This is a genomic window from Achromobacter sp. 01N37, from assembly GCF_056399725.1.
On sequence record NZ_JBFTRX010000006.1, the window covers coordinates 131,628 to 158,584 of the forward strand.

The 26,957-nt window shown below is 64.8% G+C and carries 19 protein-coding genes; 9 read left to right on the top strand and 10 right to left on the bottom strand.

What is annotated here, in order from left to right:
- Positions 1–43: 43 nt before the first annotated feature.
- Genes AC1DSJ_RS16125 through apbC form a run of 3 tightly spaced genes read right to left on the bottom strand, consistent with a single transcriptional unit; the run spans position 44 to position 7,005 of the window.
- Positions 44–4,021 (bottom strand): translocation/assembly module TamB domain-containing protein, encoded by a 3,978-nt coding sequence (locus AC1DSJ_RS16125; RefSeq protein ID WP_441371616.1) that lies wholly within the window; start codon positions 4,019–4,021, stop codon positions 44–46.
- A complete protein-coding gene (locus tag AC1DSJ_RS16130; protein ID WP_441371617.1) occupies positions 4,018–5,913 on the bottom strand; it encodes an autotransporter assembly complex protein TamA in 1,896 nt (631 codons plus the stop codon). The genes AC1DSJ_RS16125 and AC1DSJ_RS16130 overlap by 4 nt, the downstream gene beginning before the upstream one ends.
- A gap of 3 nt (positions 5,914–5,916) precedes the next feature.
- Positions 5,917–7,005, bottom strand: coding sequence for an iron-sulfur cluster carrier protein ApbC (gene apbC, locus AC1DSJ_RS16135; protein WP_476760343.1), 1,089 nt, complete (start codon positions 7,003–7,005; stop codon positions 5,917–5,919).
- 101 nt (positions 7,006–7,106) lie between these two features.
- On the opposite strand from apbC, the gene AC1DSJ_RS16140 reads away from it, so the two are divergent.
- Entirely contained in the window at positions 7,107–7,382 is a 276-nt protein-coding gene (locus AC1DSJ_RS16140) for a hypothetical protein (RefSeq protein WP_054423363.1), read from the top strand.
- A 258-nt stretch (positions 7,383–7,640) separates the two neighbouring features.
- Positions 7,641–9,707 carry a methionine--tRNA ligase gene (gene metG, locus AC1DSJ_RS16145; protein WP_054423206.1) on the top strand — a complete coding sequence of 689 codons (2,067 nt, stop codon included), beginning with the start codon at positions 7,641–7,643 and terminating at the stop codon, positions 9,705–9,707.
- A 62-nt stretch (positions 9,708–9,769) separates the two neighbouring features.
- Here metG and AC1DSJ_RS16150 read toward each other — a convergent pair whose 3' ends face one another.
- From AC1DSJ_RS16150 to AC1DSJ_RS16165, 4 genes are all read right to left on the bottom strand, one after another.
- On the bottom strand, positions 9,770–10,216 hold the full coding sequence (locus tag AC1DSJ_RS16150; RefSeq protein ID WP_082387061.1) for a type II toxin-antitoxin system VapC family toxin: 447 nt from the start codon (positions 10,214–10,216) through the stop codon (positions 9,770–9,772).
- Positions 10,217–10,538: 322 nt separating this feature from the next.
- Entirely contained in the window at positions 10,539–11,273 is a 735-nt protein-coding gene (locus AC1DSJ_RS16155) for a sulfurtransferase (RefSeq protein WP_054423208.1), read from the bottom strand.
- Between the two features lie 85 nt (positions 11,274–11,358).
- Positions 11,359–12,198: a DUF4377 domain-containing protein gene (locus AC1DSJ_RS16160; RefSeq protein ID WP_441371618.1), complete on the bottom strand. Its 840-nt coding sequence runs from the start codon at positions 12,196–12,198 to the stop codon at positions 11,359–11,361.
- Between the two features lie 104 nt (positions 12,199–12,302).
- The gene (locus AC1DSJ_RS16165) at positions 12,303–12,833 is read right to left on the bottom strand and encodes an META domain-containing protein (RefSeq protein WP_156336546.1); all 531 of its coding nucleotides are present in this window, start codon (positions 12,831–12,833) and stop codon (positions 12,303–12,305) included.
- Between the two features lie 304 nt (positions 12,834–13,137).
- On the opposite strand from AC1DSJ_RS16165, the gene AC1DSJ_RS16170 reads away from it, so the two are divergent.
- Entirely contained in the window at positions 13,138–14,295 is a 1,158-nt protein-coding gene (locus tag AC1DSJ_RS16170; RefSeq protein WP_441371619.1) for an acyltransferase family protein, read from the top strand.
- 2 nt (positions 14,296–14,297) lie between these two features.
- On the opposite strand, the gene AC1DSJ_RS16175 is transcribed toward AC1DSJ_RS16170, so the two are convergent.
- Positions 14,298–14,696, bottom strand: coding sequence for a helix-turn-helix domain-containing protein (locus AC1DSJ_RS16175; RefSeq protein ID WP_175170942.1), 399 nt, complete (start codon positions 14,694–14,696; stop codon positions 14,298–14,300).
- 666 nt (positions 14,697–15,362) lie between these two features.
- Between AC1DSJ_RS16175 and AC1DSJ_RS16180 the strand changes: the two genes are divergently transcribed.
- Positions 15,363–16,175 (top strand): response regulator transcription factor, encoded by an 813-nt coding sequence (locus AC1DSJ_RS16180; protein ID WP_175170944.1) that lies wholly within the window; start codon positions 15,363–15,365, stop codon positions 16,173–16,175.
- 448 nt (positions 16,176–16,623) lie between these two features.
- Positions 16,624–17,838 carry a voltage-gated potassium channel protein gene (gene kch / locus AC1DSJ_RS16185; protein ID WP_054423212.1) on the top strand — a complete coding sequence of 405 codons (1,215 nt, stop codon included), beginning with the start codon at positions 16,624–16,626 and terminating at the stop codon, positions 17,836–17,838.
- A 19-nt stretch (positions 17,839–17,857) separates the two neighbouring features.
- Here the strand turns inward: kch and AC1DSJ_RS16190 are convergent, their stop codons facing one another.
- Entirely contained in the window at positions 17,858–19,417 is a 1,560-nt protein-coding gene (locus AC1DSJ_RS16190) for an EAL domain-containing protein (protein WP_346551568.1), read from the bottom strand.
- 206 nt (positions 19,418–19,623) lie between these two features.
- Positions 19,624–20,238, bottom strand: coding sequence for a TetR/AcrR family transcriptional regulator (locus AC1DSJ_RS16195; RefSeq protein WP_441371620.1), 615 nt, complete (start codon positions 20,236–20,238; stop codon positions 19,624–19,626).
- Positions 20,239–20,429: 191 nt separating this feature from the next.
- On the opposite strand from AC1DSJ_RS16195, the gene AC1DSJ_RS16200 reads away from it, so the two are divergent.
- From AC1DSJ_RS16200 to AC1DSJ_RS16215, 4 genes are read left to right on the top strand one after another with little or no spacing between them, the layout of a single operon-like run.
- A complete protein-coding gene (locus AC1DSJ_RS16200; RefSeq protein ID WP_441371621.1) occupies positions 20,430–21,965 on the top strand; it encodes an efflux transporter outer membrane subunit in 1,536 nt (511 codons plus the stop codon).
- Positions 21,966–21,979: 14 nt separating this feature from the next.
- Entirely contained in the window at positions 21,980–23,047 is a 1,068-nt protein-coding gene (locus tag AC1DSJ_RS16205; protein WP_441371622.1) for an HlyD family secretion protein, read from the top strand.
- Entirely contained in the window at positions 23,047–25,788 is a 2,742-nt protein-coding gene (gene rbbA, locus AC1DSJ_RS16210) for a ribosome-associated ATPase/putative transporter RbbA (protein WP_441371623.1), read from the top strand. Before AC1DSJ_RS16205 ends, rbbA begins: the two co-directional genes overlap by 1 nt.
- Positions 25,789–26,913 carry an ABC transporter permease gene (locus AC1DSJ_RS16215; protein ID WP_441371624.1) on the top strand — a complete coding sequence of 375 codons (1,125 nt, stop codon included), beginning with the start codon at positions 25,789–25,791 and terminating at the stop codon, positions 26,911–26,913.
- The last annotated feature ends 44 nt before the right edge of the window (positions 26,914–26,957 follow it).

The following is a 26,957-nucleotide window of genomic DNA, read 5'->3' on the forward strand; positions in this document are numbered from 1 at the left end:
GGTGGGAATGGTGCTAAAGGGGATGGAATGGGGCCCATTTTACTCAGTTCCCCCAGAAGGTCCGGTAGACCAGCGCAATCCCGTTGACCGAACCGCCCTTCAGGTCGATCGACAACCCGCGCGCCAGCCGGTAACTGGCGCGGCCCACGGTGTCGCTGCCCGCCAGCGCCTGCTCGACGCTTAGCGTGATGCCGTTGGCGAACGACTTGCTGGCCACCAGGAATTGCGTCGCCAGCTGGCTGTCACTGTCCCGGTTTACGTCGCCCGCCACGGTGCGGTCAGGCAGGATGCTGCCCGAACTGCCCAAGGCGCCCGTGCGCACGCTGACGTCGTCCAGCCCGAACTGCTTGTAGAACGGCTGGCCGCCGCCCAGCAGCGCGGTGCCCACGGACACCAGCAGGGCGGCATCGCTGCCGCTTTCATCCGGCCCCCGTCCCAGCAGCAGCCACGACAGCTTTTCCACGTCGCTGACATCCGGATAGGACACCAGATCAATGCGCGGGCGCTGCGCCGTGCCAACCACCTTGACGCCGGCTTCAACCTGCTCACCGGTGCGCAGGGCCTCGATATCCAGAATCGGATTGTCCAGCCGGCCCTGGAAAGTCAGCGTGCCGCGGCTTAAGCGCAGCTTCTGGCCATAGGCCTCGATGCCGCCGCCACGGGTCCGCAACTGGCCCACGCCCGTCAGGCGGCCATCATTCAGCAGGATCTGGATGGAGCCAAGCAGCCCCGCATCCAGGCCCATGCCGGTGATGTAGAAGCGCGGCCCCATGTCGAACTTCAGGTTCATGCTGGTTTGCAGGGGCGTGGAGACGGCGGTGGGGTCCTGGCCGGCATGCACGACCTTCACGTCATCGTCCAGCGACGGCACGCCTTGCAGGATTTCCAGGCTGAACCAGCCTGCGTCGGCCTTCAGGTCCCCCACGATTTCGATGCGCGGCATGGCGGCCTTCAGGTCGATCGTGCCGGACACCATGGCGTAGCGGTCCGAGCGCTGCAACGCCGGGAAGCGGTACAGCGTCAGCTTGATATCGCCGCCGCCATCGATGAAGTTCCACTGGCCCTTGGCTTCGGCGTACCCGCCCTTGGCCTCGGGGTTGGTGGTGATCCATTCCTTGGTGCGCCATTCGGCCGGCATCACCCGCAACGACGACGGAAAGCGCAGGCTGTCCAGCACCAGGCGGTCGCCATCCAGACGCGCCGACAAGGTGCCGTCAATCAGGCGCACGCCGTCGTCAATGCGCACCACGCGCAGCTTGTCGCCGCGGATGGTGCCGGTGGCCGACCACTTGCCGGCCAGCGTGCCTTGGGCTTGCAGGTTGGCCTTGACGGCGCCGCCCACTTCCATCGAATCGCCTACGAACAGGCTGACCCAGGCCAGGTCGGCGATGTCGGCATCCAGATTCGCGCGCAGCGGCTGGCGTTCGTCCAGCGCCATGGCGCCGTTGGCGTCCACCCGCAGCACGGCGGTGCCCGTGCCGTTGATGGTGCCCATCTTGTCGGTCGCCACGTTGAGCTTGGCGTCCAGACGGCTGGCGTTGGCGGACGTGGGCGTGGCGGTCACGTCCAGCACCAGCGCCTTTAAGCCCAGCGGAATCGGCGGGTCGCCAGGAATCCGCAGATCGCCTTCCCGGCGCGAGATGCGGGCCTTGCCGCCCAGCCGGCCGTCGAACTTCAGGTCCCACAGCAGATCCAGCGCGATCCGGCGCTGGCCGTCAGGGATGACGGCGTTCACGCGGCTCTGGCCCTTGCCCAACTTGGCGGCGGCCTCGGGGTCGACCGCGCCGATCACTTGCCGCGCCATGGCGGCGGTGATGACGAGGTTGTCGGCCTGCCCTGCGGTTTCCCAGCGCTTGCCGCCGCCACGCGACCCCTGATGCGCGAGCGTCAGGCGTTCCTTGCCGGGCAGCGTCAGGCTCAATGTGGTCGGGCCGACCTGCCATTGCCATTGGGGTGCGACGGCCGATGGCAGAAAGGCCAACGTCACCGGCCGGTCAACCGACACGGCGAACCCGGCGGTATCTGCCATCAGCTTGGAAAAGGTGCCGCGCCAGCCCAGCAAGGCGGCATCGGGCTGGCCCGCCGGGCCTTTGCCCCACGCGCCGGTGAACGCGATATTGGCCTTGGCGGGCGCTTGCCCCAGCACGCCAGCGCGCGAGTTGGCAGGGGTGTAACCGGCGGCCAGTTCGCCCCGATGCGCGGCCACGGTGCCGGTGAATTTGCCCTTCAATTCGGCGCCGCCGGGAATACCGGGCCAGAAGGCATCCAACTGCGGCGCCTGGGCGTCCACGCTCAACGCGCCATCGCGGGCGTCAATTTCGCCCTGCACCTGAACCCGGTTGCGGCCTAGCTTCAGGTCCACATCCAGACCATGAATGCGCAACCCGGCGAGCGGGTCGATGGCGGCGTCGGTGGTGGGTGCGGTGGCGGTTGCGGTTGCGGTGGCGGTTGCGGTTGCGGTGGCGGTTGCGGTTGCGGTGGCGGTGGCGGGGCTGGGTGAGGTGCCGGATGCTGTGCCGGTTGCTGTGCCGGTTGCTGTGCCGGTTGCGGTGCTAGTTGGGGCCGCAGTCCCGGTTGCGGCCGCCACAGCCGCGGCGATATCCACCTGGGCTTTAAGTCCGCCCGTCAGCGGTTGCTTGTTCCAGCGAGTGCCTTCCTCGAAACGCAGGTCGATAGCGGCGTGCCGCAGCTGGCTCAGGTTTTCGATATCGGCCTGCACATCACCACGCACGGTCAGGACCGCGGGCGGGATGGCATCCCCGAGCCATGGCGCCAGATCCAGACGCTGGGCGCTGATGGTGCCGGCGATGCGATCACGTCCAGCGCCTTGCGCGGCGTCGGATTGCAGATCGAATTGCGCGGTCAGGGTCGACTTGTCGGGCAGTTGCGCGTTCGCCCTGGCGCTGCGCAGGACCAGCGCCGTGCGGGGCGCCAGATCCGCCACCACGTCGAGCAGCAGGCCGGAGCCCGCGCCATCCAGCTTGGCCTGAATGCCATCCATCGACCCCGCCGCGTCGGCACGCAACACAACCTGGCAAGCGGGCGCGGGGGGACCCGCCAGCTCGGACGGCGAGGCGGGCTTGGCTTGAGAAGACGGCTTGGCCTTGGGGTCGACCTTGGGGTCGGCCTTGGGGTCGGCCTTGGGGTCGGCCTTGGGGTCGGCCTTGGTCTTGGGATCGATTTTGCCCTTGGCGTCGGCCCTGGGATCGGCTTTGGCCTTGGGCTCAGACTTGGCTTTGGGGTCGACTTTGGGATCGGCCTTGGCCTTGGGATCAGCCTTGGCGTCAGCGCTCTTGCCCGCCGTCGGACGCGCATCGAACACGCCGCTGAGCTTGTCAGCCTGGCACAGCGGGGAATCCGGACCCGACCCGCGCGCCGTCACATCCAGGCGCGCCGCAAACGGCCAGGGGTCGGCCAGCCCTTGCAGTTCGGCCTGGCCCGACACGTCCGCCTGCCCCACTTCGTGTCCCACGCGCAGGTTGGCGATGCGCAATTGCGCGCCCTGCTTGCCCGCCGCGAACGTGGCGCTCAGGGCGCCCAGGGTGACGGGCAAAGGCTGCCCGTCCTGATCCAGCTGGAAGTCTCCCAGCGCGATGCGGTCAACTGCGATGTCCACCGGCAGCGACGGCAGCGAGAACGGCTCGCCATCATCCTGGGCGGGAGCGGTTTCGGGCGATGAGGTCAACGCCACATGAACCGACCCTGCCGACACGTCGCGCACGTGCAGCAGGCGGTCGCCCAAGGCGCGCCAATGCACGTCCAGATGCAGGTCGGTGATGTCGATATACGTGCCGCTGACATCCAGGTTCAGCTTGCCGACGGTCACGCCGCGCAGCAACGACCCCTTCACGTCCAGCGCCTGCCCGTTCAGTTGCTGGGCGGCGGTGGTCAACAGCAGCCGCGTGCCGTTCTGCGAGCCCACCAGCCAGAAGACGAATCCGCTGGCCAGCAGCGCCAGCATCGCCAAACCGGGCAACCACCACACCAGTATCTGGCGCAGGATTTTGCGCAACACGGTCAAAACGCGATCCCCAACGAAAAGTGCAGCCGCAGGTCACGTTCGCGCTGGCCATAGGCCAGGTCCAGGAACAGCGGGCCGGCCGGCGTGCGCACGCGCGCGCCCACGCCGTAGCCCACGGCCATCGACATATCGCCGAACGATTCGGCGGCATCGCCCGCGTCCACGAAGACGCCCATGCCCCAGCGCTCATTGAAATAGTGGTCGTACTCAATACTGCCGACGACAAGCGTGGGCGCGCCCACCACCGCGTTGTCGCGTTGCACGCCGATGCTTTGATACTTGTAGCCGCGAATCGACCGCGCGCCCCCGGTGCGGAACCCGAAATCGTCAGGCACCTGCACCTTGCTGTTGGACCACACGCGGCCGACTTCGCCGCGCACGGTCAGGACATCGAGCTTGCCAATCGGCCACCACTTCTGCGCGCGCACCCGGGCGCGGGTGTAGGGTTCGCCGGTGTCCAGCGTCACGCCTACGCCGCCGCCCACCGCAATCAGGTTGCCTTCGCGCGGGTCGTACTTGTTATCCACATCGCGGCGCAGCCATTCGGCCGTTGCCGTCAACGTGGGCAACGTGTATTCGTCGCCGCCATCAATCTTCACGTGATCCTGCGCCAGCAGCAGGCCCCAGCGGGTTTCGTATTCGACCCGGCTGTCGCCCGCGCCCTTGCGCTCTTGCAGGCGCGTCGCCCCCAAGGCGTAACGCGTGACTTCCAGCCCCTGGATATCGGAATGGTCGGCCAAGACGCCGAAGGAATCCTTGTAGCCGCGCTCGGTGGGCGGCAGCAGGAAGTCGGCATAGGCGCGCTGGCGCAGCCGGTCGACGCTGAAGCCGGTTTCCATGGTGACGGGCTGGCCGAACACGACGTTCTGGCGGTATAGCGATTCCACGCGCACGCCCGCTTCGTCGTCCACGCCCAGCGACGCCGTAAAGCGCTTGGGCGGCGCTTCGACCACTCGCACCTGCACGGGCAAGGTCACTTCGCCATCGGAATCATAGGCGGCGGCCGGCGGCGGTACCGCACCGGATACCGACGGGTCGCCGGCCGGTGTAGCCGCTGCAAGGTCTTTCGAACCCGGCGCGCGGGCACGGTCGGAGTTCGGTTCAGCGGGCTTCTGAGGCGTCGCGCCAGGTTGCTCCAGCGACACAAAAGCGCCGCGGAAAAAGGCCGTGGATTGCAGATCCTGCTGCCAGGTGTCGAGCCGGTTCTGATCGTAGGCCGCGCCCACCGAGTAGCGCACATAGCGCTGCACCAGTTTGTCGGGCACGCGCTTCAAGCCTTCCGTATTCAGCTCGCCCATACGGACCTGCGGGCCGCTGTCGATGGTGACGCGCAAGGCGGCTGTCGCCGTGTCGGCCATCACCTCGGCTTGCGAGGACGTCATGCGCGCCAGCATGAAATCCCGCGTGGACACCTCGTCCAGCAGGTTCGCCTTGGCCTTGTTCCAGTCACTATTGATGAACGGCTGGCCCGCCTTGAGCTGCCAGTCGTCGCGCAGCTTCTGTACGCGCTGGGCGTATTCGGGCCGCGTGATGCGCCCCGTGAAAGTCAGGTCGACGGACGAGACGGTCGTGCGCTTGCCGGCCACGATGCCGATATCCCAGGTTTCCCCGCCGATATCGGTGCCGGCTTCCAGCGTTACCTTGGGCGCGAAATAGCCCTGCGTGGCCAGCGCAGCCAGCGTCGCATCGCGCGCGCGCCGGCGCAGCCGGCTGATTTCACCGCCGTCTTGGTCTTCGGCAAGGCGCGCAATGGCATTCACCGCCTCGGTGATCGCCTGCAACGCGGCCGGCGGCACGCCACCGGGGTCCACGATGATTTCCGGGCGCTTGGCTAACGCCTCGCCCGACACTACGCAAAGTCCTGCCAAAAAGGCGCGGGCTGCCCACCGCATGCGTCAGGTCGGCTGCTGCACGACGATGGACGGGAATTTCCCGGCCATATCGCGCGGTAGCGCCGCGACGCCCGCTGCCAGCTTTCTTGCGATGCCGCGGTAAAGCGCGGCGGCTTCGCTGCCCGCATCCGACACCACCGTCGGCGTGCCGGCGTCCGTTTGCTCGCGAATCGCCAGCGTCAGGGGCAGGCTGCCCAGCCACGGCGTCTGATATTGCTCGGCCATGCGCTGGCCGCCGCCCTCGCCAAAGATGTGTTCGGCGTGCCCGCACTGCGAGCAGATATGGATGGCCATGTTTTCGACCACGCCCAGGATCGGCACTTCCACCTTCTGGAACATGCGCAAGCCCTTGCGGGCGTCCAGCAACGCCACGTCTTGCGGCGTGGTGACGATGACCGCACCCACCACCGGCACTTTCTGCGCCAGCGTCAGCGCCACGTCGCCCGTGCCAGGCGGCATGTCGACGATCAGGTAATCCAGATCGCGCCAGTTGGTCTGGCGCAGCAATTGTTCCAGCGCCTGCGTGACCATCGGGCCACGCCAGATTGCGGGAGAGTCGGCATCGATCAGGAAGCCGATGGAATTCGCCTGCAGGCCATGGCCCGTCAGCGGCTCCATGCTTTTGTTGTCCAGGCTTTCCGGACGGCCGGAAATGCCCAGCATCGTCGGCACGCTGGGGCCATAGATATCGGCGTCCAGCACCCCGACCTTGGCGCCTTCGGCCGCCAGGGCCAGCGCCAGGTTGACGGCGGTGGTGCTCTTGCCCACGCCGCCCTTGCCGGATGYCACCGCAATAATGTTGCGCACGTTGGGCAGCGGCTTCAGCCCCTTCTGCACGGCGTGCGAGGCCACTTTCCAGGTAACGGTGACTTGCGCATCGGCCACGCCGGCTTGGGCCAGCACGGCGGCGGCAATGCCTTGAATCTGCTCGCGGACGCTGTCCGCGGGATAACCGAGTTCCAGCGTCAGGGCCACGCGAGCGCCCGCCAGCTGAATGTCACGATCTTTTACAGAAACGCCCAGGTCCAATCCCGTGTTCGGGTCTTGCGCGGCGCGCAGCGCAGCGCGGATGTGTTCTATCGTTATACTCATGTCACTATGGTTCCGTAGGCAGCGCGGCTTCTGCGGGCCGCCATCCCCTAAAGGATAGCGGATACGCGGGAACCTTTCGCTGCGTTTTGCATCCGACCTTCATGACCAACACACTTATCCGCTTCTTCCGTGCCGTCCTATTCGCCGCCCTGGCCTTGATCGGTATGGCGATGGCGCTGGTCTTCATGCTGTCCACGGCTCTCGCCGTGGCGATCCTGTACGTGGTCGCCAAGGTGCGCGGCAAACCTTTCGGCGTTCGCGCCTATTGGAGCCAGCGCCAAGGCGCCCGCCCGGGTCCGTTCCAGACCGCCACCGCCCCCTTCGCCACGCAACCGCGTGGCGATGTGATCGACGTCGAAGCCCGCGAAATCCGCTAAGCGCGGCATTTCCGTAGCGCTTGCGCCGCCTGCGGCGCAAGCCGGCCATTGCCTGGTAAGCCGCCAGGGCTCATTGCCCCAGCCGCCCGCCGTCTTCGCCTTGGCCGTGTCCCCTTCAACCCGCCTGATTCGCAGCCCTGCGATCGGCGGGTTGTGTCGTTAGCGCAAAGCCTTCCCGGACACCCGCCCGGGCACGTCTTCGCCGTTGTCCTAAAATGGCCGGCTAATCCCTTTTCCCCTCAACCTCTGTCGACAACCATGTCTCGCACCCTTTTTGTCACCACAGCGCTGCCCTACGCCAACGGATCTTTCCACATCGGCCACATCATGGAGTACATCCAGGCTGATATCTGGGTTCGTTCGATGCGAATGGCGGGCCACACGGTGCACTTTGTGGGCGCGGACGACGCGCACGGCGCGCCGATCATGTTGAAGGCCGAAAAGGAAGGCATCACGCCGCAGGCGCTGGTCGCCCGCTACGCGGCCGAACGGCCGCAGTACCTGAACGGCTTCCATATCCGTTTTGATCACTGGCATTCCACGGATTCCGCCGAGAACGTGGCGCTGTCGCACGACATCTACCGCGCGCTGAAGGCCCAGAACCTGATCGAAACCCGCTCCATCGAGCAGTTCTACGATCCGGTCAAGGGCATGTTCCTGGCCGACCGCTACATCAAGGGCGAATGCCCGAAGTGCCACGCGAAAGATCAATACGGCGATTCCTGCGAAGTCTGCGGCGCGGTCTACGCGCCCACCGAGCTCATCAACCCGTACTCGGCGCTGACCGGCGCCACCCCGGTGCTGAAGTCGTCCGACCACTTTTTCTTCAAGCTGTCCGACCCGCGCTGCGTGGAATTCCTGCAGCAATGGACGACGGGTTCCAACGCCAACGGCGGCAAGCACTTGCAGCCCGAAATGCTGGCCAAGACCCGCGAATGGCTGGGCGCCGAAGACGGCGAAGCCAAACTCGGCGACTGGGACATCTCGCGCGACGCGCCCTACTTCGGCATCGAAATTCCCGATGCGCCGGGCAAGTACTTCTACGTGTGGCTGGACGCGCCGGTGGGCTACCTGGCGTCGCTGAAGTCGTACTGCGAGGTCAAGGGCCTGGATTTCGACGCCCTGCTTGACCCCAACGGCACCACCGAACAAGTGCACTTCATCGGCAAGGACATCGTGTACTTCCACGCGCTGTTCTGGCCCGCCATGCTGAAGTTCGCCGGCCGCAAGACGCCGGACGCCGTAAACGTGCACGGTTTCATCACTGTCAGCGGTGAAAAGATGTCCAAGAGCCGCGGCACCGGCATTTCGCCGCTGCGCTACCTGGAAATCGGCATGAACGCCGAATGGATGCGCTATTACATCGCCGCCAAGCTGAACGCCCGGGTTGAAGACATGGACTTCAACCCTGAAGACTTCATCGCCCGCGTCAACAGCGACCTGGTCGGCAAGTACGTCAACATCGCCAGCCGCGCCGCCAGCTTCATCACGAAGCACTTCGACGGCGTGCTGGGCTATTCCGGCGACACCGCCGCGCTGTCGGCGGAATATGCCGAGCAGGCCGAATCCATCCGCGCCGCCTTCGAGGCCCGCGAATACAACCGCGCCATCCGCGAAATCATGGCCTACGCCGACCGCATCAACCAGGCGTTCGACACGGCCCAACCGTGGGTGCTGGCCAAGGGCATCGCCACCGCAGACGACGCGCAAAAGGCCGCGCTGCAAGACATCTGCTCGCGTTCGCTGGCGGGCTTCAAGGCGCTGTCCGTGATGCTGGCCCCCGTGCTGCCGTCGCTGGCCGAGCGCGTCGCGCTGGAACTCTTCGGCGCGCAAGCCCCGTTCACCTGGGCCGACGCCGCCGTGCTGCCGCAGCGCGTGGCGCCGTTCAAGCACCTGATGCAACGCGTCGAACCGCAAATGCTGGAAGACCTGTTCGAACCGCCCGCCGCCCCCGTGGTGGTGCCTGGTGGCGAACCGGTGGCCGAGACGATCTCTATCGACGACTTCGCCCGCGTCGACCTGCGCATTGCGCAGATCGTCAACTGCGAACACGTCGAAGGCTCGACCAAGCTGCTGCGCTTGACGCTGGATGTGGGCGAAGGCCGCCATCGCAACGTGTTCTCGGGCATCAAGTCGGCCTACCAGCCGGAAGACCTGATCGGCAAGCTGACCGTCATGGTCGCCAACCTGGCCCCGCGCAAGATGAAGTTCGGCGTGTCCGAAGGCATGGTGCTGGCCGCCAGCCACGCGGATGAAGCCATCGACGCCGGCATCTACGTGCTGGAACCGTTCCCCGGCGCCAAGCCCGGCATGCGCGTGCGCTAATCGCGTACGCCATTCACGGCCAAAAAGGCCAGCTCGCGCAGGATCAGCGAGCTGGCCTTTTTTTATGGGCTGACGGACGCAAGGCTATCGCCTTGCCATGGGTTGAGGACGTTGACGCCACAAGGCAGAAAATCGGCGGCGTCTCGTGTGACAACGGTCATGCCGTGAACCAAGGCGGTCGCGGCGATGAGACCGTCGGACAAGGGCTGGACTGTTGGAACGTGAAGCTGCGCGCCGCGCAGTGCAACCGCACCATCGACCGGCAGCACCCGGCCATCAAAGGCCGGCAGGACATGGCGATCAAACCATTTTCTAAGCACGGCCCCTTGAAGCGGGTCGCGGCGCTCCAGGCGGAGCACGCCAACTTCAAGTTCGTGGACAGTAATCACCGACACATAGAGATCGGAAATATCCACGCTGTCAGCCCACCGCGCGACCGGTGCATAGGCTTTACCCAGGGGCACCTTGCGCAGTTCTGACACCACGTTCGTATCCAAGATGAAGGTCACACACGACCCGCAACGTTGGCAGGCCTGCGGCGAAACGGAAGCTCGATTTCAATGCCGGCAGCGCTTGGCATAGCGAGCAGATCCACGATTGATCTGCGCCGTGTAGTCGTGGGATGCGCCGCGGCGGCGAGCACCATCCGTCGCACACACCTACTGCGACGTGCTTTCACCGCAGCGGTGCGGCATGAAATTCGGGGCGTGGTCATGGTTCCCTCCTGATTGGTCATCACCAGATGGGAAAGGTACTGCGCCAGCTTGCATTAAAGGGCGAGACGGCACGGCAAATCAGACGAACTCACGTCCGTATCGACCGCAGCAAGCATTACTTGCTAGGCGCCAACCCCGGATCCAGCGAGTGGCGTTCGTCGAAGACGAAGCACTTGCCTTCGTAGCCCGGGCCGCCCGTTTCCTCGAAGTACTTGAGGATGCCGCCATCCAGTTGGTACACGTTCGGGATGCCGGCTTCGTTCATGTAGATGGCGGCTTTCTCGCAGCGGATGCCGCCGGTGCAGAAGCTGACAATGGTTTTGCCTTCGAGTTCGGCGCGGTGCGCCTGCACGGCGGCGGGGAATTGCGTGAAGCGGTCAATACGCCAATCGATGGCGTTCTTGAAGGTGCCTTCGTCCACTTCGAACGCGTTGCGGGTGTCCAGCATGACGACGGGGCGTCCGGCGTCGTCCACGCCCTGCTCCAGCCAGCGCGCGACCGTCCGGGCGTCTACGCCCGGCGCGCGGCCCGCTTCGGGGCGGATGGTGGGGTGGTCCATGCGGATGATTTCGCGCTTGATCTTGACGAGCAATTTGCGAAACGGCACGCCTTCGCTATGGCTGAATTTGACTTCCAGATCGGCGAAACGCGGATCGGCGCGCAGCGCCTGCAAGAAGGTGTCGATGCTCGCGGCCGAGCCGGCCAGGAACAGATTGATGCCTTCTTCGGCCAGCAGGATGGTGCCCTTGAGCGCGCCGTCGCCGGCAAGCGCCAGCAGGCGGGCGCGCAGCTCGGGCAGGGAGTCCAGCGAAACGAATTTGTAGGCGGCGATATTGACGACGGAAGTCATGGCAAAGCAAGAAAATGCGGACGGCGAAGCCCGTAATAGTAATCGCTGGGCGGGCCGCCCCGCCCAGCGCCCGCCTTGATCCTGCTCAACGCGAGACGATTTCCTGCTCGATCACGGCGTCCAGCACCCAGCGCACGGTCGAGGCGCCGGCGGGCGGGTACGGGTCGGCGGCTTCGACCACGCGCAGCCGGTAGCGGATGCCCGGCTGGAAATTGAAGCCGGTGATGTCGCCGTACCAGAGCTGCCACGGTTGCGAGGCGCTGTCGCGCACCTGGTAGCACATGGCGCGGCCGGCGCCAGCGTTGCACGGCACGCGCTCGGCGTTCACGTAGACCAGCTTCGTCGGGCCGGCGCTGCCGCCTGCCACGGGGTCGGCGCGGCGGCCGAAGTCCAGCGTGTCGCCCGAGCTCAGCACCCACGTCATGCGCTGCGGGTTGTTGGTGTTGTCCACCGACGTGGCGGTGATGCGGGTCAGGCCGGCCAGGAAGTCCTGTTCCAGCTGCATGTTCTGTGGGGCGCAGGCCATCATCGTGGCAACCGGATTCGCCCGCACGATCAGCTGGCCATTGGCGACCGTGTACGGCGCGTTGTACTGGTTGCAGCCGGCAAAGCCGGACATGCGGGGCGCGCCCTGGTCATGGACAAAGCTGGCCGTCAGTGGACGGGAATCTGTGGACGGATGCGGGATGGTGCGCAGGCCGCCGCCCGGCAGGGTCCAGCGGGCCAGATCCCAGCTGGTCTGCGCCAGGATGTCGGACGCCGAGGCCGGCTGGAAGCGGGGGTCCTGCCCATCCGCCGCGCGCGGCGGTGACGAGGCGCAGGCGGCCAGGCCAACCGACAACACGCAAGGCGCCAGCCAGCGCAGCAAGGCGGAATGGGACGTCCTGGAATCTCCAGGGGCGTATAGGGAGTATTTACGAGGCATACGGGGCGGGGCTGACAGGGCTTAGGGCTGATGGGCCTGGGCCTTATGGGGCTCACAGGCCTTAGCGCATTTGGGCTTATAGGGCTTACGGCGTTCGACCGGCTTTACGGGGTCGGAGGGTCCTGACGGCGCTCAAACTCCAGCACATCGCCACCGCGCAGATTGAAGGTCAGATGCCGCGGGGCGCCGCCACTATCCAACGTGAACGTGTCGATGGTGGTCAGGCCGCGCAGGTAGTCGGCTTCCAGCTTGGCGCGTTCCGGCGAGGGGCAGGCCATGCGGGTCGTGGCTGGAGCATCGATGAACAACTTGCCGCTTTGCAGCTTGTACGTGCCCATGTAACGGTTGCAGCCCGAAAAGCCGTTGGCGCGGTACTCCTTGCCTTGCGCCAGAAAGGTCAGGCGCACCGGTTCACCGTTGTCGCCATGCGGAATATCGCGCAGCGCACCGCCTTTTTGCGTCCAGCGCACCAGCTCCCAGCTGGTCTGCGCCAATGAGTCCTTGCTGCTTGCGGCATTGGCCGCCGCGGCGCCTTCCGGGCGCGCGCCCCCGGTGGACCCCGCGCAGCCCGCCAGCGCGACGGTCAGAAGGCTCAGGCAAAGCAGCCGGCAACGCGAAGACATATGGGTAAGCATGGTTGAGACTCCTTTGAATTTCACACCCCCGACTGTAACCGGGGCCGGGCCAGAACGTCCCGCGTTCTCCCCCCTACAGCCGTATCCAAAAGCAGCAATTCCCATTCCGGCGCTAACGCAGATGATGCAGGGTGCTGAATCGAATGCCGCATAGCGGCCCCCGGCACCCGCGCGCAGAATCAGTGCAGACCACGCATCCGGCCGGCCCTGGCAGCACAGGGATAGAAGCTGATCACAGCAACATTGCAGGCGCAGGTGTCCGGCCCAAGAGGCCAAAACGATAAGACTACCGGGAGACACGGCGATGGGCTTTTTGAGAACCTTACTTGCGCTATCAGTGGTGCTGGACCACCTGGGCGGCGGCTATGCCGACCACCTGGTCGGCGGCCGGCTGGCGGTACAACTGTTTTATGTGATTTCCGGATTTTTGATTTCCTATGTGCTGACGGCAACAGACACGTATCAGGCCGCCACCGGCAAGTTCTACGCCAATCGCTTCCTGCGCCTGTTCCCCATCTATCTGGCGGTAGCCGCCATGACGCTCGTCGCCCATGTCGTCTCCGGCGGCGCGTTCTTCCGCTTCTACGACGCCCTGCCCTTTTCCGCTGACCTGTTCCTGGTGCTGTCGAACTTGTTCATCTTCGGCCAGGACTGGCTGATGTTCTTCGGCATCGAGCATTCGGCCCTGTCCTTTACCGGCAGCTTCGCGCACAGCGAGGTGCCGCTGTATCAAGGGCTGCTGGTGCCACAGGCATGGACGCTGGGCGTTGAGATGAGCTTCTATCTGGTCGCGCCCTTTGTGCTGGGCTCGCCGCGCCGCCTGCTAGCGTTGCTGGCCGCATCACTGGCGCTACGCGCCGTGCTGATCGTGACCGGCATCGGCCTCTCCGACCCCTGGACCTACCGCTTTTTCCCAACAGAACTGGCGCTGTTCCTGATTGGCTCGCTGTCCCACCAGGTGCTGCTGCCCCGCTGCAAAGCGTGGATGCGCCGCTTCAACCGGCTGCCGGAAGTGGGCACCGCCGTGCTCGTCGTCTACTGCATGGTTCATTTTTCGATTGGCCTGAACCACACCGTGCGCGACGCCATGGCCGTTCTGCTGTTCGCGGCGCTGCTGCCGCTGGCGTTCCTGTTTCAGTCGCGCCATCGGCTGGACAAGGCGATCGGTGAATTGAGCTATCCGATTTATATCTGCCATTCGCTGGTGATCATGTTCTTCAGCTGGCTGCTCAACGACGTTGAAATGCACCAGCCCATGTTGTTCTCGGCGCTGGTGATTGCGGGCTGTATCGGATTCTCGGCATTGCTGAATGGCTTGATTGCGGACCCGGTGGAACGCTTGCGCAGCCGTTTGCGCAATCGCGGAAAACAGGCCGCCGACGTGCTGGCCCCGGTGCCGGACGCACAGCGGCGTCCGCCAAGCGCGGCCCAACCTATCGGGACTATTCGCCGCGCGCCCTGAGACTATTCGCCGCGCGCCTTGATATAGGCCGCCAACACCAGCTCGATCTGCCGCTTTTCCTGCGAGCTCAAGCGCGCATAGGTCGCGTACGACACGGACTCGAAAGGCCAGGCGGGCTGGGGCGCACATTCGCCGGCGTGAGCGGGCGGCGGCTCGGCATAACCGGAATTCAGCATCGGCCCCTCACCGGTGCTCAACCACATCGGGCTGACGCGCAGCGCGCGGGTCAGCTTGATGAGAGCATCGCTTGAGGGTTGCAGGCGTTGCCCGCTTTCGTAGTTGCCGATGGCGCTTTGCGACAGATTGCTTGCGACTGCCAAGTCCTTTTGAGTCCATCCCTGAAGCATTCTTGCGTTGCGCAGACGATGGCTAAACGTGTCCAATCGATCAACCTGAGACATTAATATGAATTTATTTATTTGATTAAAACATCTCAATACTGGCGGCAAATAAACGGATTACACCCCAATTTCCGGGCTAATCCATCCATCGCAATATTTGCCTGCTTGTCCGCTGGCTTGCGCGCCGCGAGCACGTGCATCGCCATCGGCAGCATCCCGAAAAAATCCAAGCCTGACATTGACTTACCTCAGCACACCTGCAAAAGCCCCGGCACTGCGGGCATGCATATGCCTGCGCATCATCGGCGCAAAGCCGCACGGAGTTTATGGGTATTTCGAGATAGAAAATAGAAAATAATGTATCGGTAATACATAATAATTTTCCGTCGCAAAGGCAAAAACAAACACTGTTTCATGCGCTTTCCCAGCGCGCTGGCTGGATGCGAAGTTACCATCAGAAACTACAGAAACGTATCTTCACAAAAAAACACGCCCGTGTTTAAATGAAACACGGGCGTGACTTCCAGGCAGGATCGGGTCACCAGCGGCCAACGGCCCATGCATCGGAACGGCAATCGTCCGGACCTCTCGCCTCCATACCAACAACACCGCCAGACGGTCTCGTCATGGCGCGGCGCGATAAAGAGGGGCATGCCGGGACTGCTGACGCCGCGCGCTTCCCTCTCAGGCGCCGCCCTATGCCGCGCCACCTCATTGGAAGCATCAATGAATAACACGCTGGATGTCATTTTCCTCGGAGCCGACGACGCCAGGCATGCCCGGCTCGTGGACGCCCTGTCTCACCTGGGCTTCTGCGTCCGCCGCTGCCTGGATCTGGTAGACGTGTACGACCGTTACTCCCGCCGCCCCAGCCCGCTGGTCGTGCTGGAGGCTCCCCTTTCAGACATACACAACGCCGCCGTACGCCTGCGCGCCGTGGACCGCGGGCTGGGCATCGTCGCAATCGCTGCATTCGCCGACGCCGAAAGCCGAATCCGCACGCTGCTGTGCGGGGCGGATGCCTGCCTGCCGCCAGACGTCACGGGCCTGGAGTTGGCCGCGGTGCTTCAAGCGCTGGTGCGCCGCGCGGTGGGCATGGATGGGATGGACGCGGCCGCCGACGCGCACGCCGAAGAGCCCGCTCAGGAAACCTGGCGGTTGGCCAACAAGGGCTGGACGCTGATCAGCCCCACGGGCCGCACGCTGGGCCTGACGACAGGCGAACGCGATTTCATTTCCCGCTTGGTGACGGCGCCAGACCGCAAGGTCAGCCGCGACGCCTTCTATGCCGACGGCGCAGACGACGCCGACAGCGGCATCACGCGGCGCCGCTTCGTGGATGTGATGATCAGCCGCTTGCGCCGCAAAGCCGCCGCCAATCAGATGACGTTGCCGATCCGCGCGGTGCATGGCTGGGGCTATATGTTCGCCGCAGACATCACGCTGGATCTGGACTATCGGGAGATGGGGGAAGACAGCCGGCTGGACGCGCTGGAAGATTGGCGCCGCGAAACCGCGGATGCCGGCGCGGCGGACTGAAGCGGCCGCGCCACGATGCGGACATGCGCATCGTATAGGCGAAAAAAACGCGGCGCTGCCCCCGAGAGGTAAGACGCCGCGCTAAAACAACACGTGAACCCGGAGTCATCAGCCGGCACTGATGCCTTCTACCTGGATCACGCGATTCCAACATTCGTGCCTCATACTGCTCACGCACGGTCCAACCGTGAACTTGTGCAGGGTCTCTAGTTCCCATACAAGCTGCAACGTGATCAACGCCCGGGCGTCACACCATCCAATGAAGACTGGTTGGCTTACCGCCCGTATCAGCGGTTTTCCGTTTGGATAGCCGCGTGATGAAGGAAGTTTAGGACTTGCCGCGCGATTCCAGTAATTCTTTGTTGATAGCCTTCTATACCTATTTGGCATAGCAGAGCCCGTCGCGCAACGTCCTAAAATACGGACAAAAGGACACGCTCCCACACCGATGCCGACCACAACCCACACCCTCAAACAGCGCCTGCGCAAAGCGCTATCGCTGTTTCCGCCGAACTGGTGCCTGGCGATTCTTGTTGCGCTGGATGGCTATGCGTTCATGCACCCGGTGCTGCGCGAAGTGCGCGCGCGCGAATACTCATTTTGGCTGGCGCTGGATAACTGGCATGAAGTGATGCGCGTGGTGGGCCTGCTGGAAATTCCGCGCCTGGTGCTCGGCGTCGGCCTGCAAGTCATTGCCATCGGCCTGATCCTGAAGGCGCGCATCGCATGGGCGTTCTCGCTGGTGCTGCTGATCGGCATCGGCACGTTCGCGATTATGGGTGACGCCGGGCGCGCGGGGCTGGGCATCTACACGCTGGTGCTGGTGATTGCGCTGATCGCGTATTGGCGCCGCTTTGACCGCGCAAGCGTTACCGCAGGCTCGCTGTTCGCGCTGGTCAGTGTGTTGTCGCTGCTGATCTACGCCATCTTCGGCACGCTCTACCTGGGCAACGAATTCAATCCGCCCGTGCTGGACGCAGGCACTGCGCTCTACTTTTCCATCGTGTCGATGTCCACCGTGGGGTATGGCGACATCACGCCGCACAGCACCACCGCCAGGCTGTTCACCGCGTCGATTATCATCCTTGGCATTACGGTGTTCGCTACCTCCATCAGCGCCATCGCCGGGCCGGTGATCGGCGGCAATCTGAAACGGCTGGTCAAAGGCAGGCTCTCTACCGCCATGAGAAAAAACCACATCATCATCGCAGGCGCCACGCCGCTGGCGCTCAGCGTCTACAACGGGCTGCGCCAACGCAGCGAGGAAGTGACCGTCATCGTGCCTGTCGGCACGCCCCACGAATACCCCGCCGCCACCGACCTGATCGAAGGCGACCCCTCCAGCGTGGAAATCCTGCGCAATGCGGGAGTGACGCGCGCGCGCTATGTGCTGGCGCTGCGCGATGACGACGCCGAAAATGCGTTCATCGTGCTGGCGGCCAAAGAAGCCACAGGCGAAGGCGGCGCGAAGACGGTGGCGCTGGTCAACACCAGCAAGCATCTGGAGAAGATCCGGCGCGTGCATCCGGACATGGTGTTCTCGGTGCAGTTGCTGGGCGCTGAACTGCTGACGCGCGCCATCAATGGCGAACCGATGGACAGCCAGGCCATCACGGATCTGTTCTTCGCCAAGTCGGCGACGCCGCCCGTGACGCCGTCTTGAGCCGCAGCCAGGCGGCTCGTCACGCCGCGTTAGGGGCGTCCGTGACCGGGCGCTGCGCCGCGGCGGCGACAGCCCCTGGCGGCGAATGCCCGACATACCACCGCACGAAATCCGCGGACGGCATGGGCCGCGCAAACAGATACCCCTGAATGAACGCCACGCCGCGCGCCGTCAGGTAATCAAACTGCACTTGCGTTTCGACGCCTTCCGCCACCACCGCCAGATTCAACCGATGCGACAACGTGATGATCACGTCCAGCACCGGCGCGTCTTCGCCCGACGGCAAGATGGCCTGCACGAAGCCCTTGTCGATCTTCAGGTAATCCACCGGAAACTTCTGCAAATACGATAGCGAGCAATGGCCCGTGCCGAAATCGTCGATCGCCACGCGCACGCCGTCGGCGCGCAGCGCGTCAATATTGCGGCGCGCCTGGCCGTTATCCGCAATCAGGCTGCGTTCGGTGATTTCCAGCACGACCAGCGGTTGGCGCGCAGCGATATTCGCGCGAAACGCCTGAATGTCGGACACGAGCGTCGTGCCCGACAGATGCTCGGGTGCGATGTTCACGCCAATGTGAAAGTCGGGTGGCGTAGCCCACGTTTGCATATCGCGTTCGATCAGCCGCAACAGATGCTGGGTCAGCGGAATGATCATGCCCTCGGCTTCGGCCGCCGCGATGAAGATGTCGGGCCGCACGAAACCCACGCCGGGCCGATTCCAGCGCATCAGCGCTTCAGCCCCTTCGCACTGCCCGGTCAGTTGCCCGTACACCGGCTGGTAGTAGACCTGGAACTCGTTGGCGCGCATGGCGCTGCGCAGCTGCTCTTTGAATGACAGGCGATTGACCTGCAAACGGTAAGCGGCAAACGCCAGCCCGGCGCCGATCAGCAGCGCAACGGGCAGATAGCTCAGCAACAGCTGCTGCCACGCATGCACCAAGCCTTCGGCCGGGGCGCGGACATTGATGGTCAACGCCACACGCCCGTTGTTCCGCGTGACTTCGTCGTAGATGAGCTCGGCGCCTTTGCTTGACGCCTTCCAGGACTCACTGCGGATGGGCGCCCCCTTGCCTACGATCAGCTCCAGCCCGTAGTCGCCCAGCGAGGCAACGGCATTGAGCAGGTCCAGGATGTACCGGCCGTCCAGCGCCACGGCGCCGCTATAGCCCGGGGCGCCCGGCTTGCCCAGCAGGATCGCGGGGCGCTCAGGCGCCAGCGGCGTTCCCGCCACCGAGAACAACCAGCGGTCGGGCGTGGCGTCGATGGGCCAATTGCGGAAATCACCCACGGAGAAATCCACGGTCCCGAGCACCGACGAACAATAGATGTGATCACTGTTGGCGAGAATCAGGGCGCGGAAATACGGGTTCAGCGCGCTCCAGCGTTGCAGCAAAGGCAGCACTTCCGCGCAAGGCTTCGGCGTCAGCTCGGCCACCCGGTCCAGCACAGACCACGCTTGCGAAAGAATGGTCTCAACCTGAACACGAACGATTTGCGCGGCCGCTTCGGCTTCGTTGCGCCGTTCGTTCTTGGCATGCACCCAAGACCAGGCCACGCACAACACAATCGGGAGCAGCAAGGCAAATGCCACTGGCAAATACCGCCAGGACGGCACACGAACCGTCATTCCTGATGTCGTCAAAGCCGCCTCGCTGGAAATTCAGTCTATGTGCAAAACCATCCTGAAAGGGATAGGACACCAAGCGCGGCGCAGCGTCAAGAAGCGATTACACAGCGCCCTGCCTGCCGTGTCGCGGGTTCACGTCGCGGGTTCATGCCGCAGATTCAAGTCGCGGATTCCAGCAAGCGCTGGATCAACGCAATATGCGCCCGTCTGCGGGCCGGCAGGTTGATCTGTTCTTCGGGACCCATCAGCGCCGACATGACCAGCGTATGCACGATGGGCGACAGCAGCAGCCAGGGATGTTCCACCGCCAGGCACCTGCCGCACAGGCCACGCTTGCGCGCCCGCGCCAGCACCTGCGCAATATCAGACTGATACGCATCAGCGGTTTCACGCCGCCAACGAGAGGCCAGGTGCGGCACTCGCCCGCTTTCCGCCAGCAACAGGCGCATCGTGCCGGCCATGGCGGGGTCGCTCAAAGACGCGTACAGGTGGTTCACGATGCGCTCGGCCAGATGGCGCGGGGACGACGCCCCATCCACCACCGCGTCCACGTCCAGCCGGGCCGGATTCAGATGGCGCGTGAGCAGCGCCTCGAAGACGTCTTCCTTACTGGCGAAATGCGCGTATAGCCCCCCTTTGGACAGGCCGGCGCGCACGGCGATGTCTTCCATCCTGGCGCCGGCATAGCCCGCTCGTGAAAATTCCTGCAATGCCGCGTCAAGGATCTGCCCGACGCGCACGGCAGGAGGCAGACGACGGCGTTGCACGCTCATAGCGAATTCCCCTGCAAGTCCCGGACATTAAAAACCGACCGGTCAGTCGTTAACTTGACCCGCATCAAGGAACGCTGCGCGCACCCTGGGCACAATGAATGCATGACCCTGGCATCGGGTCCGTCCGAAAGCCTGGCCACAAGCCGCGCCGCCCCGGACGCACCCGGCGCCCTCGCGCTGGAGACCCTTGCATGACTCGCCGTCCGTATCCGGCCAAGACCCTGAGCGCCCTGCGCGCCGCCCCCGCCGCCTTGTGCGTGCTGCTGGCGGGCTGCGTGTCCATGGCGCCAACCTACACCCGCCCTGCTCTGCCCGTGCCCGCCGCTTACACACCGGCCACGGCGCCCGACGCTGCACCGCAAGCCACGCAGGATGCGGCGTCCCAAGCCATCCCTAATGCGCCTTCCAACGCGGCACCAGATGCCAACGCCGAAGCCGCCGCCCACATCGCCTGGCAGACCTATTTTTCCGACCCCGTCCTGCACGGCCTGATCGACAGCGCACTGGCGAACAACCGCGACCTGCGCACCGCCTTGCTGCGTGTTGAAGAAGCCCGCGCGCTGTACGGCATTCAACGCGCAGATCAATTCCCCACCATCGGCGTGCAGGCCGAGGGCACGCGCAGCCGCGTGCCGGGGGACCTGAACCTGACCGGCCAACCGCAGATCAGCAGCCAGTATCAAGCCGGCGTGGGCATGGCCACCTGGGAGCTGGATTTCTGGGGCCGCGTGCGCAGTCTGAAAGACGCCGCATTGCAAAACTACCTGGCGTCCGACGCCGCGGCGCAAGCCGCCACGCTCAGCCTCATCACGCAAGTGGCCGACAGCTACCTGACGCTGCGCGAACTGGATGAACGGCTCGCGCTCACGCGCGAAACCATCGCCTCGCGCGCGGAGTCGCTGCGCATCTTCCGCCGCCGTTTTGAAGTGGGCGCGATATCAAAACTTGACCTGACCCAAGTCGAGACCTTGTGGCAGCAAGCGCGCGCATTGGGCGCCGACCTGGAACAGACCCGCGCCGCGCAGGCGCACGCGCTGGAATTGCTGGTGGGCGCACCGTTGAATCTGCCCGCGCACATCACGCAGCTGGACGACAACGCCGTCATGCGCGACCTGCCCGCCGGGCTGCCGTCGGACCTGCTGGTCAGCCGCCCCGACATCGTCGCCGCCGAGCATCAATTGCAAGCCGCCAACGCCAACATCGGCGCCGCGCGCGCCGCCTTCTTGCCCAGCATCACGCTGACCGGCGCATTCGGCACCGCCAGCGCCGAGCTGGATGGCTTGTTTTCGGGCGGTAGCCGCGCCTGGAACTTCGCGCCCAGCATCAGCCTGCCGATCTTCGACGCCGGCCGCCGCCAGTCCACACTGGATCTGACCGAGGTGCGGCGCGACCAAGCCATCGCCACCTACGAGAAGAGCATCCAGAGCGCGTTTCGCGACGTGTCCGACGCCTTGACGGCGCGCCACTGGCTGGCCGAACAAGTGGAGGTGCTGCGCGCCACCGTCGCCGCGCAAAGCGAACGCGCGCGGCTGGCGCAGCTGCGCTATGAGCACGGCGCGTCACCGTATCTGGAAGTGCTGGACGCGCAGCGCGACCTGCTCGCCGCGCAGCAGACGCTGGTGCAGCGGCGCCGCGCGCTGTTGTCCAGCCGGGTCGGCCTGTACGCCGCGCTGGGCGGCGGCACCCACGCCGCGGGATTCACCGCCGCCGCCCCTTCCACCGAATAATCCAGGAACCCGTCATGCCTCTGCCCACCCGAAAGCTGATTCCCGTGTTGATAGTTCTGGCGGTCGCGGCCGCGGGGTACGCCGGCTGGCGGCTGCTGGCCGACACCGGGCCGGGAGAAGGCTTCATCAGCGGTAACGGCCGCATCGAAGCCACCGAAATCGACGTCGCCACCAAATTGGCCGGCCGCGTGAGCGATGTGCTGGTGATCGAAGGCGACTTCGTCAAAGCCGGCCAACCGCTTGCGCGCATGCAGATCGACACGCTGAATGCACAGCGCGAAGAAGCGCGCGCCCAGCATCAGCAAGCGATCAACAGCGCGGCCAGCGCCGCAGCGCAAGTCGCGCAGCGTGAAAGTGACAAGCTGGCCGCCGAAGCCGTCGTTGTGCAACGCGACAGCGAAGCTGACGCCGCGCGCCGCCGTCTGGCGCGCTCGGAAACGCTATCCAAGGAAGGCGCGTCGTCTATCCAGGAGCTGGACGATGACCGCGCCCGCGTGCGCAGCGCGCAGGCCGCCGCCCAAGCCGCCCGCGCCCAAGTGCGGGCAGCTGCGGCCGCAATCGACGCCGCGCGCGCCGCGCAGGTGGGCGCGCAATCGGCCATCGCCGCTGCGCAAGCCACCATCGCCCGCATCGACGCCGACATCACCGACAGCGAGCTGCGCGCCCCGCGCGACGGCCGCGTGCAGTACCGCGTTGCACAACCCGGTGAAGTGCTGGGGGCTGGCGGCAAAGTGCTGAACATGGTCGACCTGTCCGATGTCTACATGACGTTCTTCCTGCCCGAGCAAGCCGCCGGCCGCGTGGCGCTGGGCCAAGACGTGCGCATCATTCTGGACGCCGCGCCGCAATATGTGATTCCGGCCAAGGTGTCGTTCGTGGCCAGCACGGCGCAGTTCACGCCCAAGACGGTGGAAACCGCCAGCGAACGGCAAAAGCTGATGTTCCGCGTCAAGGCGCAGATCAGCCCCGCGCTGCTGCAACAACATTTGACGCAGGTGAAGACGGGCCTGCCGGGCGTCGCGTGGCTGAAGCTGGATGCCGACGCCGCCTGGCCCGGCAATCTTGAAGTCCGGGTGCCCTGATGGATGCCCCTGGCGCCGCCCCTGTCGTTCGGCTATCCGATGTGCGCCTGCGCTACGGCAGCACCGTGGCGCTGGACGGCATCACGCTGGATATTCCACCCGGCCGCATGGTGGGCCTGATCGGCCCCGACGGTGTGGGCAAGTCCAGCTTGCTGGCGTTGGTGGCGGGCGCACGCGCGGTGCAGGAAGGCCGCGTCGAAGCCCTGGGCGGCGACATGGCCACCCCCCGGCACCGCGACGACGTCTGCCCGCGCATCGCCTACATGCCGCAAGGCCTGGGCAAAAACCTATACCCCACGCTGTCGGTGGAAGAGAACCTGCAATTTTTCGGCCGCCTGTTCGGCCACGACGAGGCCGAGCGCCGCCGCCGCATCGACAGCCTGACGCGCAGCACCGGCATGTCTGCCTTTCTGTCGCGCCCCGCCGGCAAGTTATCGGGTGGCATGAAGCAGAAGCTGGGCCTGTGCTGCGCGCTGATCCACGACCCTGACCTGCTGATCCTGGATGAACCGACCACCGGCGTCGACCCGCTGGCGCGCGCGCAATTCTGGGACTTGATCAACGAGATCCGCCGCGAACGTCCGGGCATGAGCGTGATTGTCGCCACCGCCTATATGGACGAAGCGCAGCGCTTTGATTGGCTCATCGCCATGGACGACGGCCGCGTGCTGGCCACCGGCACGCCCGCTGACCTTACGCAGCGCACCGGCGCGGATTCTCTGGAAGCGGCCTTCATCGCACTGCTGCCCGAAGCGAAACGCCGGGGCCACAAGCCGGTGGAAATTGTGCCGCTGGCGTTGGACGACAACGCCGAAATCGCCATCGAGGCGCGCGATCTGACCATGCGCTTTGGCGACTTCGTGGCGGTAGACCACGTGAACTTCCGCATCCGCCGTGGCGAGATCTTCGGCTTTCTGGGATCGAACGGCTGCGGCAAATCCACCACCATGAAAATGCTGACGGGCCTGCTGCCCGCCAGCGAAGGCCAGGCCTGGCTGTTCGGCCAGGAGGTTGATCCGCGCAACATCGATACCCGCCGCCGTGTGGGTTATATGTCGCAAGCGTTTTCGCTGTATGGCGAGCTGACCGTGCGCCAGAACCTGGTGCTGCATGCCCGGCTGTTCCACGTGCCCGAAGCCGATATCCCGGCGCGCGTGGACGATATGGTCGCGCGATTCGAATTGGGCGACGTGCTGGACACCTTGCCGGAAAGCCTGCCCATGGGCGTGCGTCAGCGCTTATCGCTGGCTGTGGCCATGGTGCATAAACCCGAGCTGCTGATCCTGGACGAGCCGACCTCTGGCGTGGACCCCGTTGCGCGCGATGCGTTCTGGCGCTTGCTGATTGCGCTGGCCCGACAAGACAAGGTCACGATTTTCATCTCGACGCACTTCATGAACGAAGCGCAGCGCTGCGACCGGATGTCGTTGATGCATGCGGGCAAGGTGCTGGTCAGCGCATCGCCTGCCGAGATCACGCGCATGCGCGGCGCGAAGACCCTGGAAGAAGCATTCATTGCGTATCTGATCGATGCGGGGGCCGGCACGGCGGCAAGCGCCGCACCAGAAGACGCCGCCCCTGCCCCGCAGCCAGAACCGCCGCCCGCTCCCCGCCACGGTTTCAGCCTGCAACGCGCACTCAGCTACATGTGGCGCGAAACGCTGGAACTGCGCCGCGACCCGGTGCGCGCCACCTTGGCGCTGGCGGGGTCGCTGCTGCTGATGTTCGTGATGGGTTACGGCATCAGCCTGGATGTGGAAGACTTGCGCTACGCCGTCATGGACCGCGACCAGACGAGCCTTAGCCACAACTACAGCCTGAATCTTTCCGGCTCGCGGTACTTCATCGAACAGCCGCCTATCTCGAACTACAACGAGATGGACGCGCGCATGCGCAGCGGCGAGCTATCGCTGGCGATCGAGATTCCGCAGGGCTTTGCGCGCGACGTGCAGCGCGGCAAGGCCGTACAGATCGGCGTGTGGATCGACGGCGCCATGCCGCAGCGCGCGGAAACCATACGCGGCTATGTGCAGGGCATGCATCAAGGCTGGCTGATGCAGCAGGCGCGCGAACGGCTGGGCGCCAGCGCGCAACAAGCCGTCAGCATCGAAACGCGCTTTCGCTATAACCCCGACGTGCGCAGCCTGCCCGCCATGGTGCCGGCCGTGATTCCGCTGTTGCTGCTGATGATGCCCGCCATGCTGACCGCACTTGCCGTCGTGCGCGAAAAGGAACTGGGGTCCATCATCAACCTGTACGTCACGCCGGTGACGCGGCTGGAATTCCTGTTGGGCAAACAGGCGCCGTATGTTGCGCTGGCCATGTTGAATTTTCTGTTGATGACCTTGCTGGCCGTGACGCTATTCGGCGTGCCCATCACCGGAAGCTTTATGACGCTGCTGGCGGCCGCGCTGATCTATAACGTGGTGGCCACCGCCATCGGCCTGCTGGCGTCCACCTTCACACGCAGCCAGATCGCAGCGCTGTTCTTCACGATGATCGGCACGCTGGTGCCCGCGGTGCAATTCGCGGGGCTGTTGAACCCGGTGTCGTCACTGGAAGGCGGCGGGCGGCTGATCGGGCAGATCTATCCCGCCACGCACATGCTGACGATCAGCCGTGGCGTATTCAGCAAGGCGCTGGGGTTTACGGATCTGCAGGCCTCGTTCTGGCCGCTGCTGGCCGCAATACCGATCATTCTGGGCGCGTCGGTGCTGCTGCTGAAAAAGCAGGAGACCTGAATGCGACATCTGGCCAACATCTACCGCCTGGGCGTCAAAGAACTATGGAGTCTGGCGCGCGACCCGATGATGCTGATCCTGATCGGCGTGTCGTTCACGCTGATGATCTACACCGCGGCCACCGCTGTACCGGAAACGCTGCACAACGCCCCCATCGCGGTGGTGGACGAAGATGCTTCGCCTTTATCGGCGCGCATCACGTCGGCGTTTTATCCGCCGCATTTCACGCCGCCGGAAACCATCACATCGGCGCAGGCGGACGCCGGCATGGACGCGGGCCGCTATACGTTTTCGGTCAACATTCCACCTAACTTCCAACGCGACGTGTTGGCTGGCCGGCCCGCCGAAATCCAGCTGAACGTGGACGCCACCCGCATGAGCCAGGCGTTCACCGGCAGCAGCTATATCCAGCAGATCGTCACCGACGAGATCAATGAATTCGTCAGTCGCTACCGCGCGCCCACGACGCTGCCCGTAGAGCTGGCCGTGCGTATGCGGTTTAACCCCAACCTGACGCAGGCCTGGTTTGGCGCGATGATGGAGATCATCAACAACGTCACGATGTTGTCCATCATATTGACCGGCGCCGCGCTGATCCGCGAGCGGGAACACGGCACCATCGAACACCTTTTGGTCATGCCCGTGACGCCCACAGAAATCATGGTGGCGAAGGTGTGGTCCATGGGGCTGGTGGTTTTGGTGTCGGCTGGGCTATCGTTGACGTTCGTCGTGCGTGGCTTGTTGCAGGTGCCAATCGAAGGGTCGGTGGCGCTGTTCCTGGTGGGCGCTGCGTTGCACTTGTTCGCGACCACGTCCATGGGCATCTTCATGGCCACGCTTGCACGCAGCATGCCGCAGTTTGGAATGCTGCTCGTGCTGGTGCTGCTACCACTGCAAATGCTGTCGGGCGGCACCACCCCGCGCGAGAGCATGCCGGACTTCGTGCAGAACATCATGTTGGCCGCACCCACGACCCACTTCGTGGAACTGGGCCAGGCCATTCTCTATCGCGGCGCGGGATTCAGCGTCGTATGGCAACCCTTCCTGGCGCTGACGCTGATTGGCGCCGTTCTATTCGCGTTCTCTCTGGCGCGTTTTCGCAAGACCCTGAGCCAGATGGCTTGAGGGACTGATTCGTTTCCCCTTACCACTTCTTAAAAGGACGGATG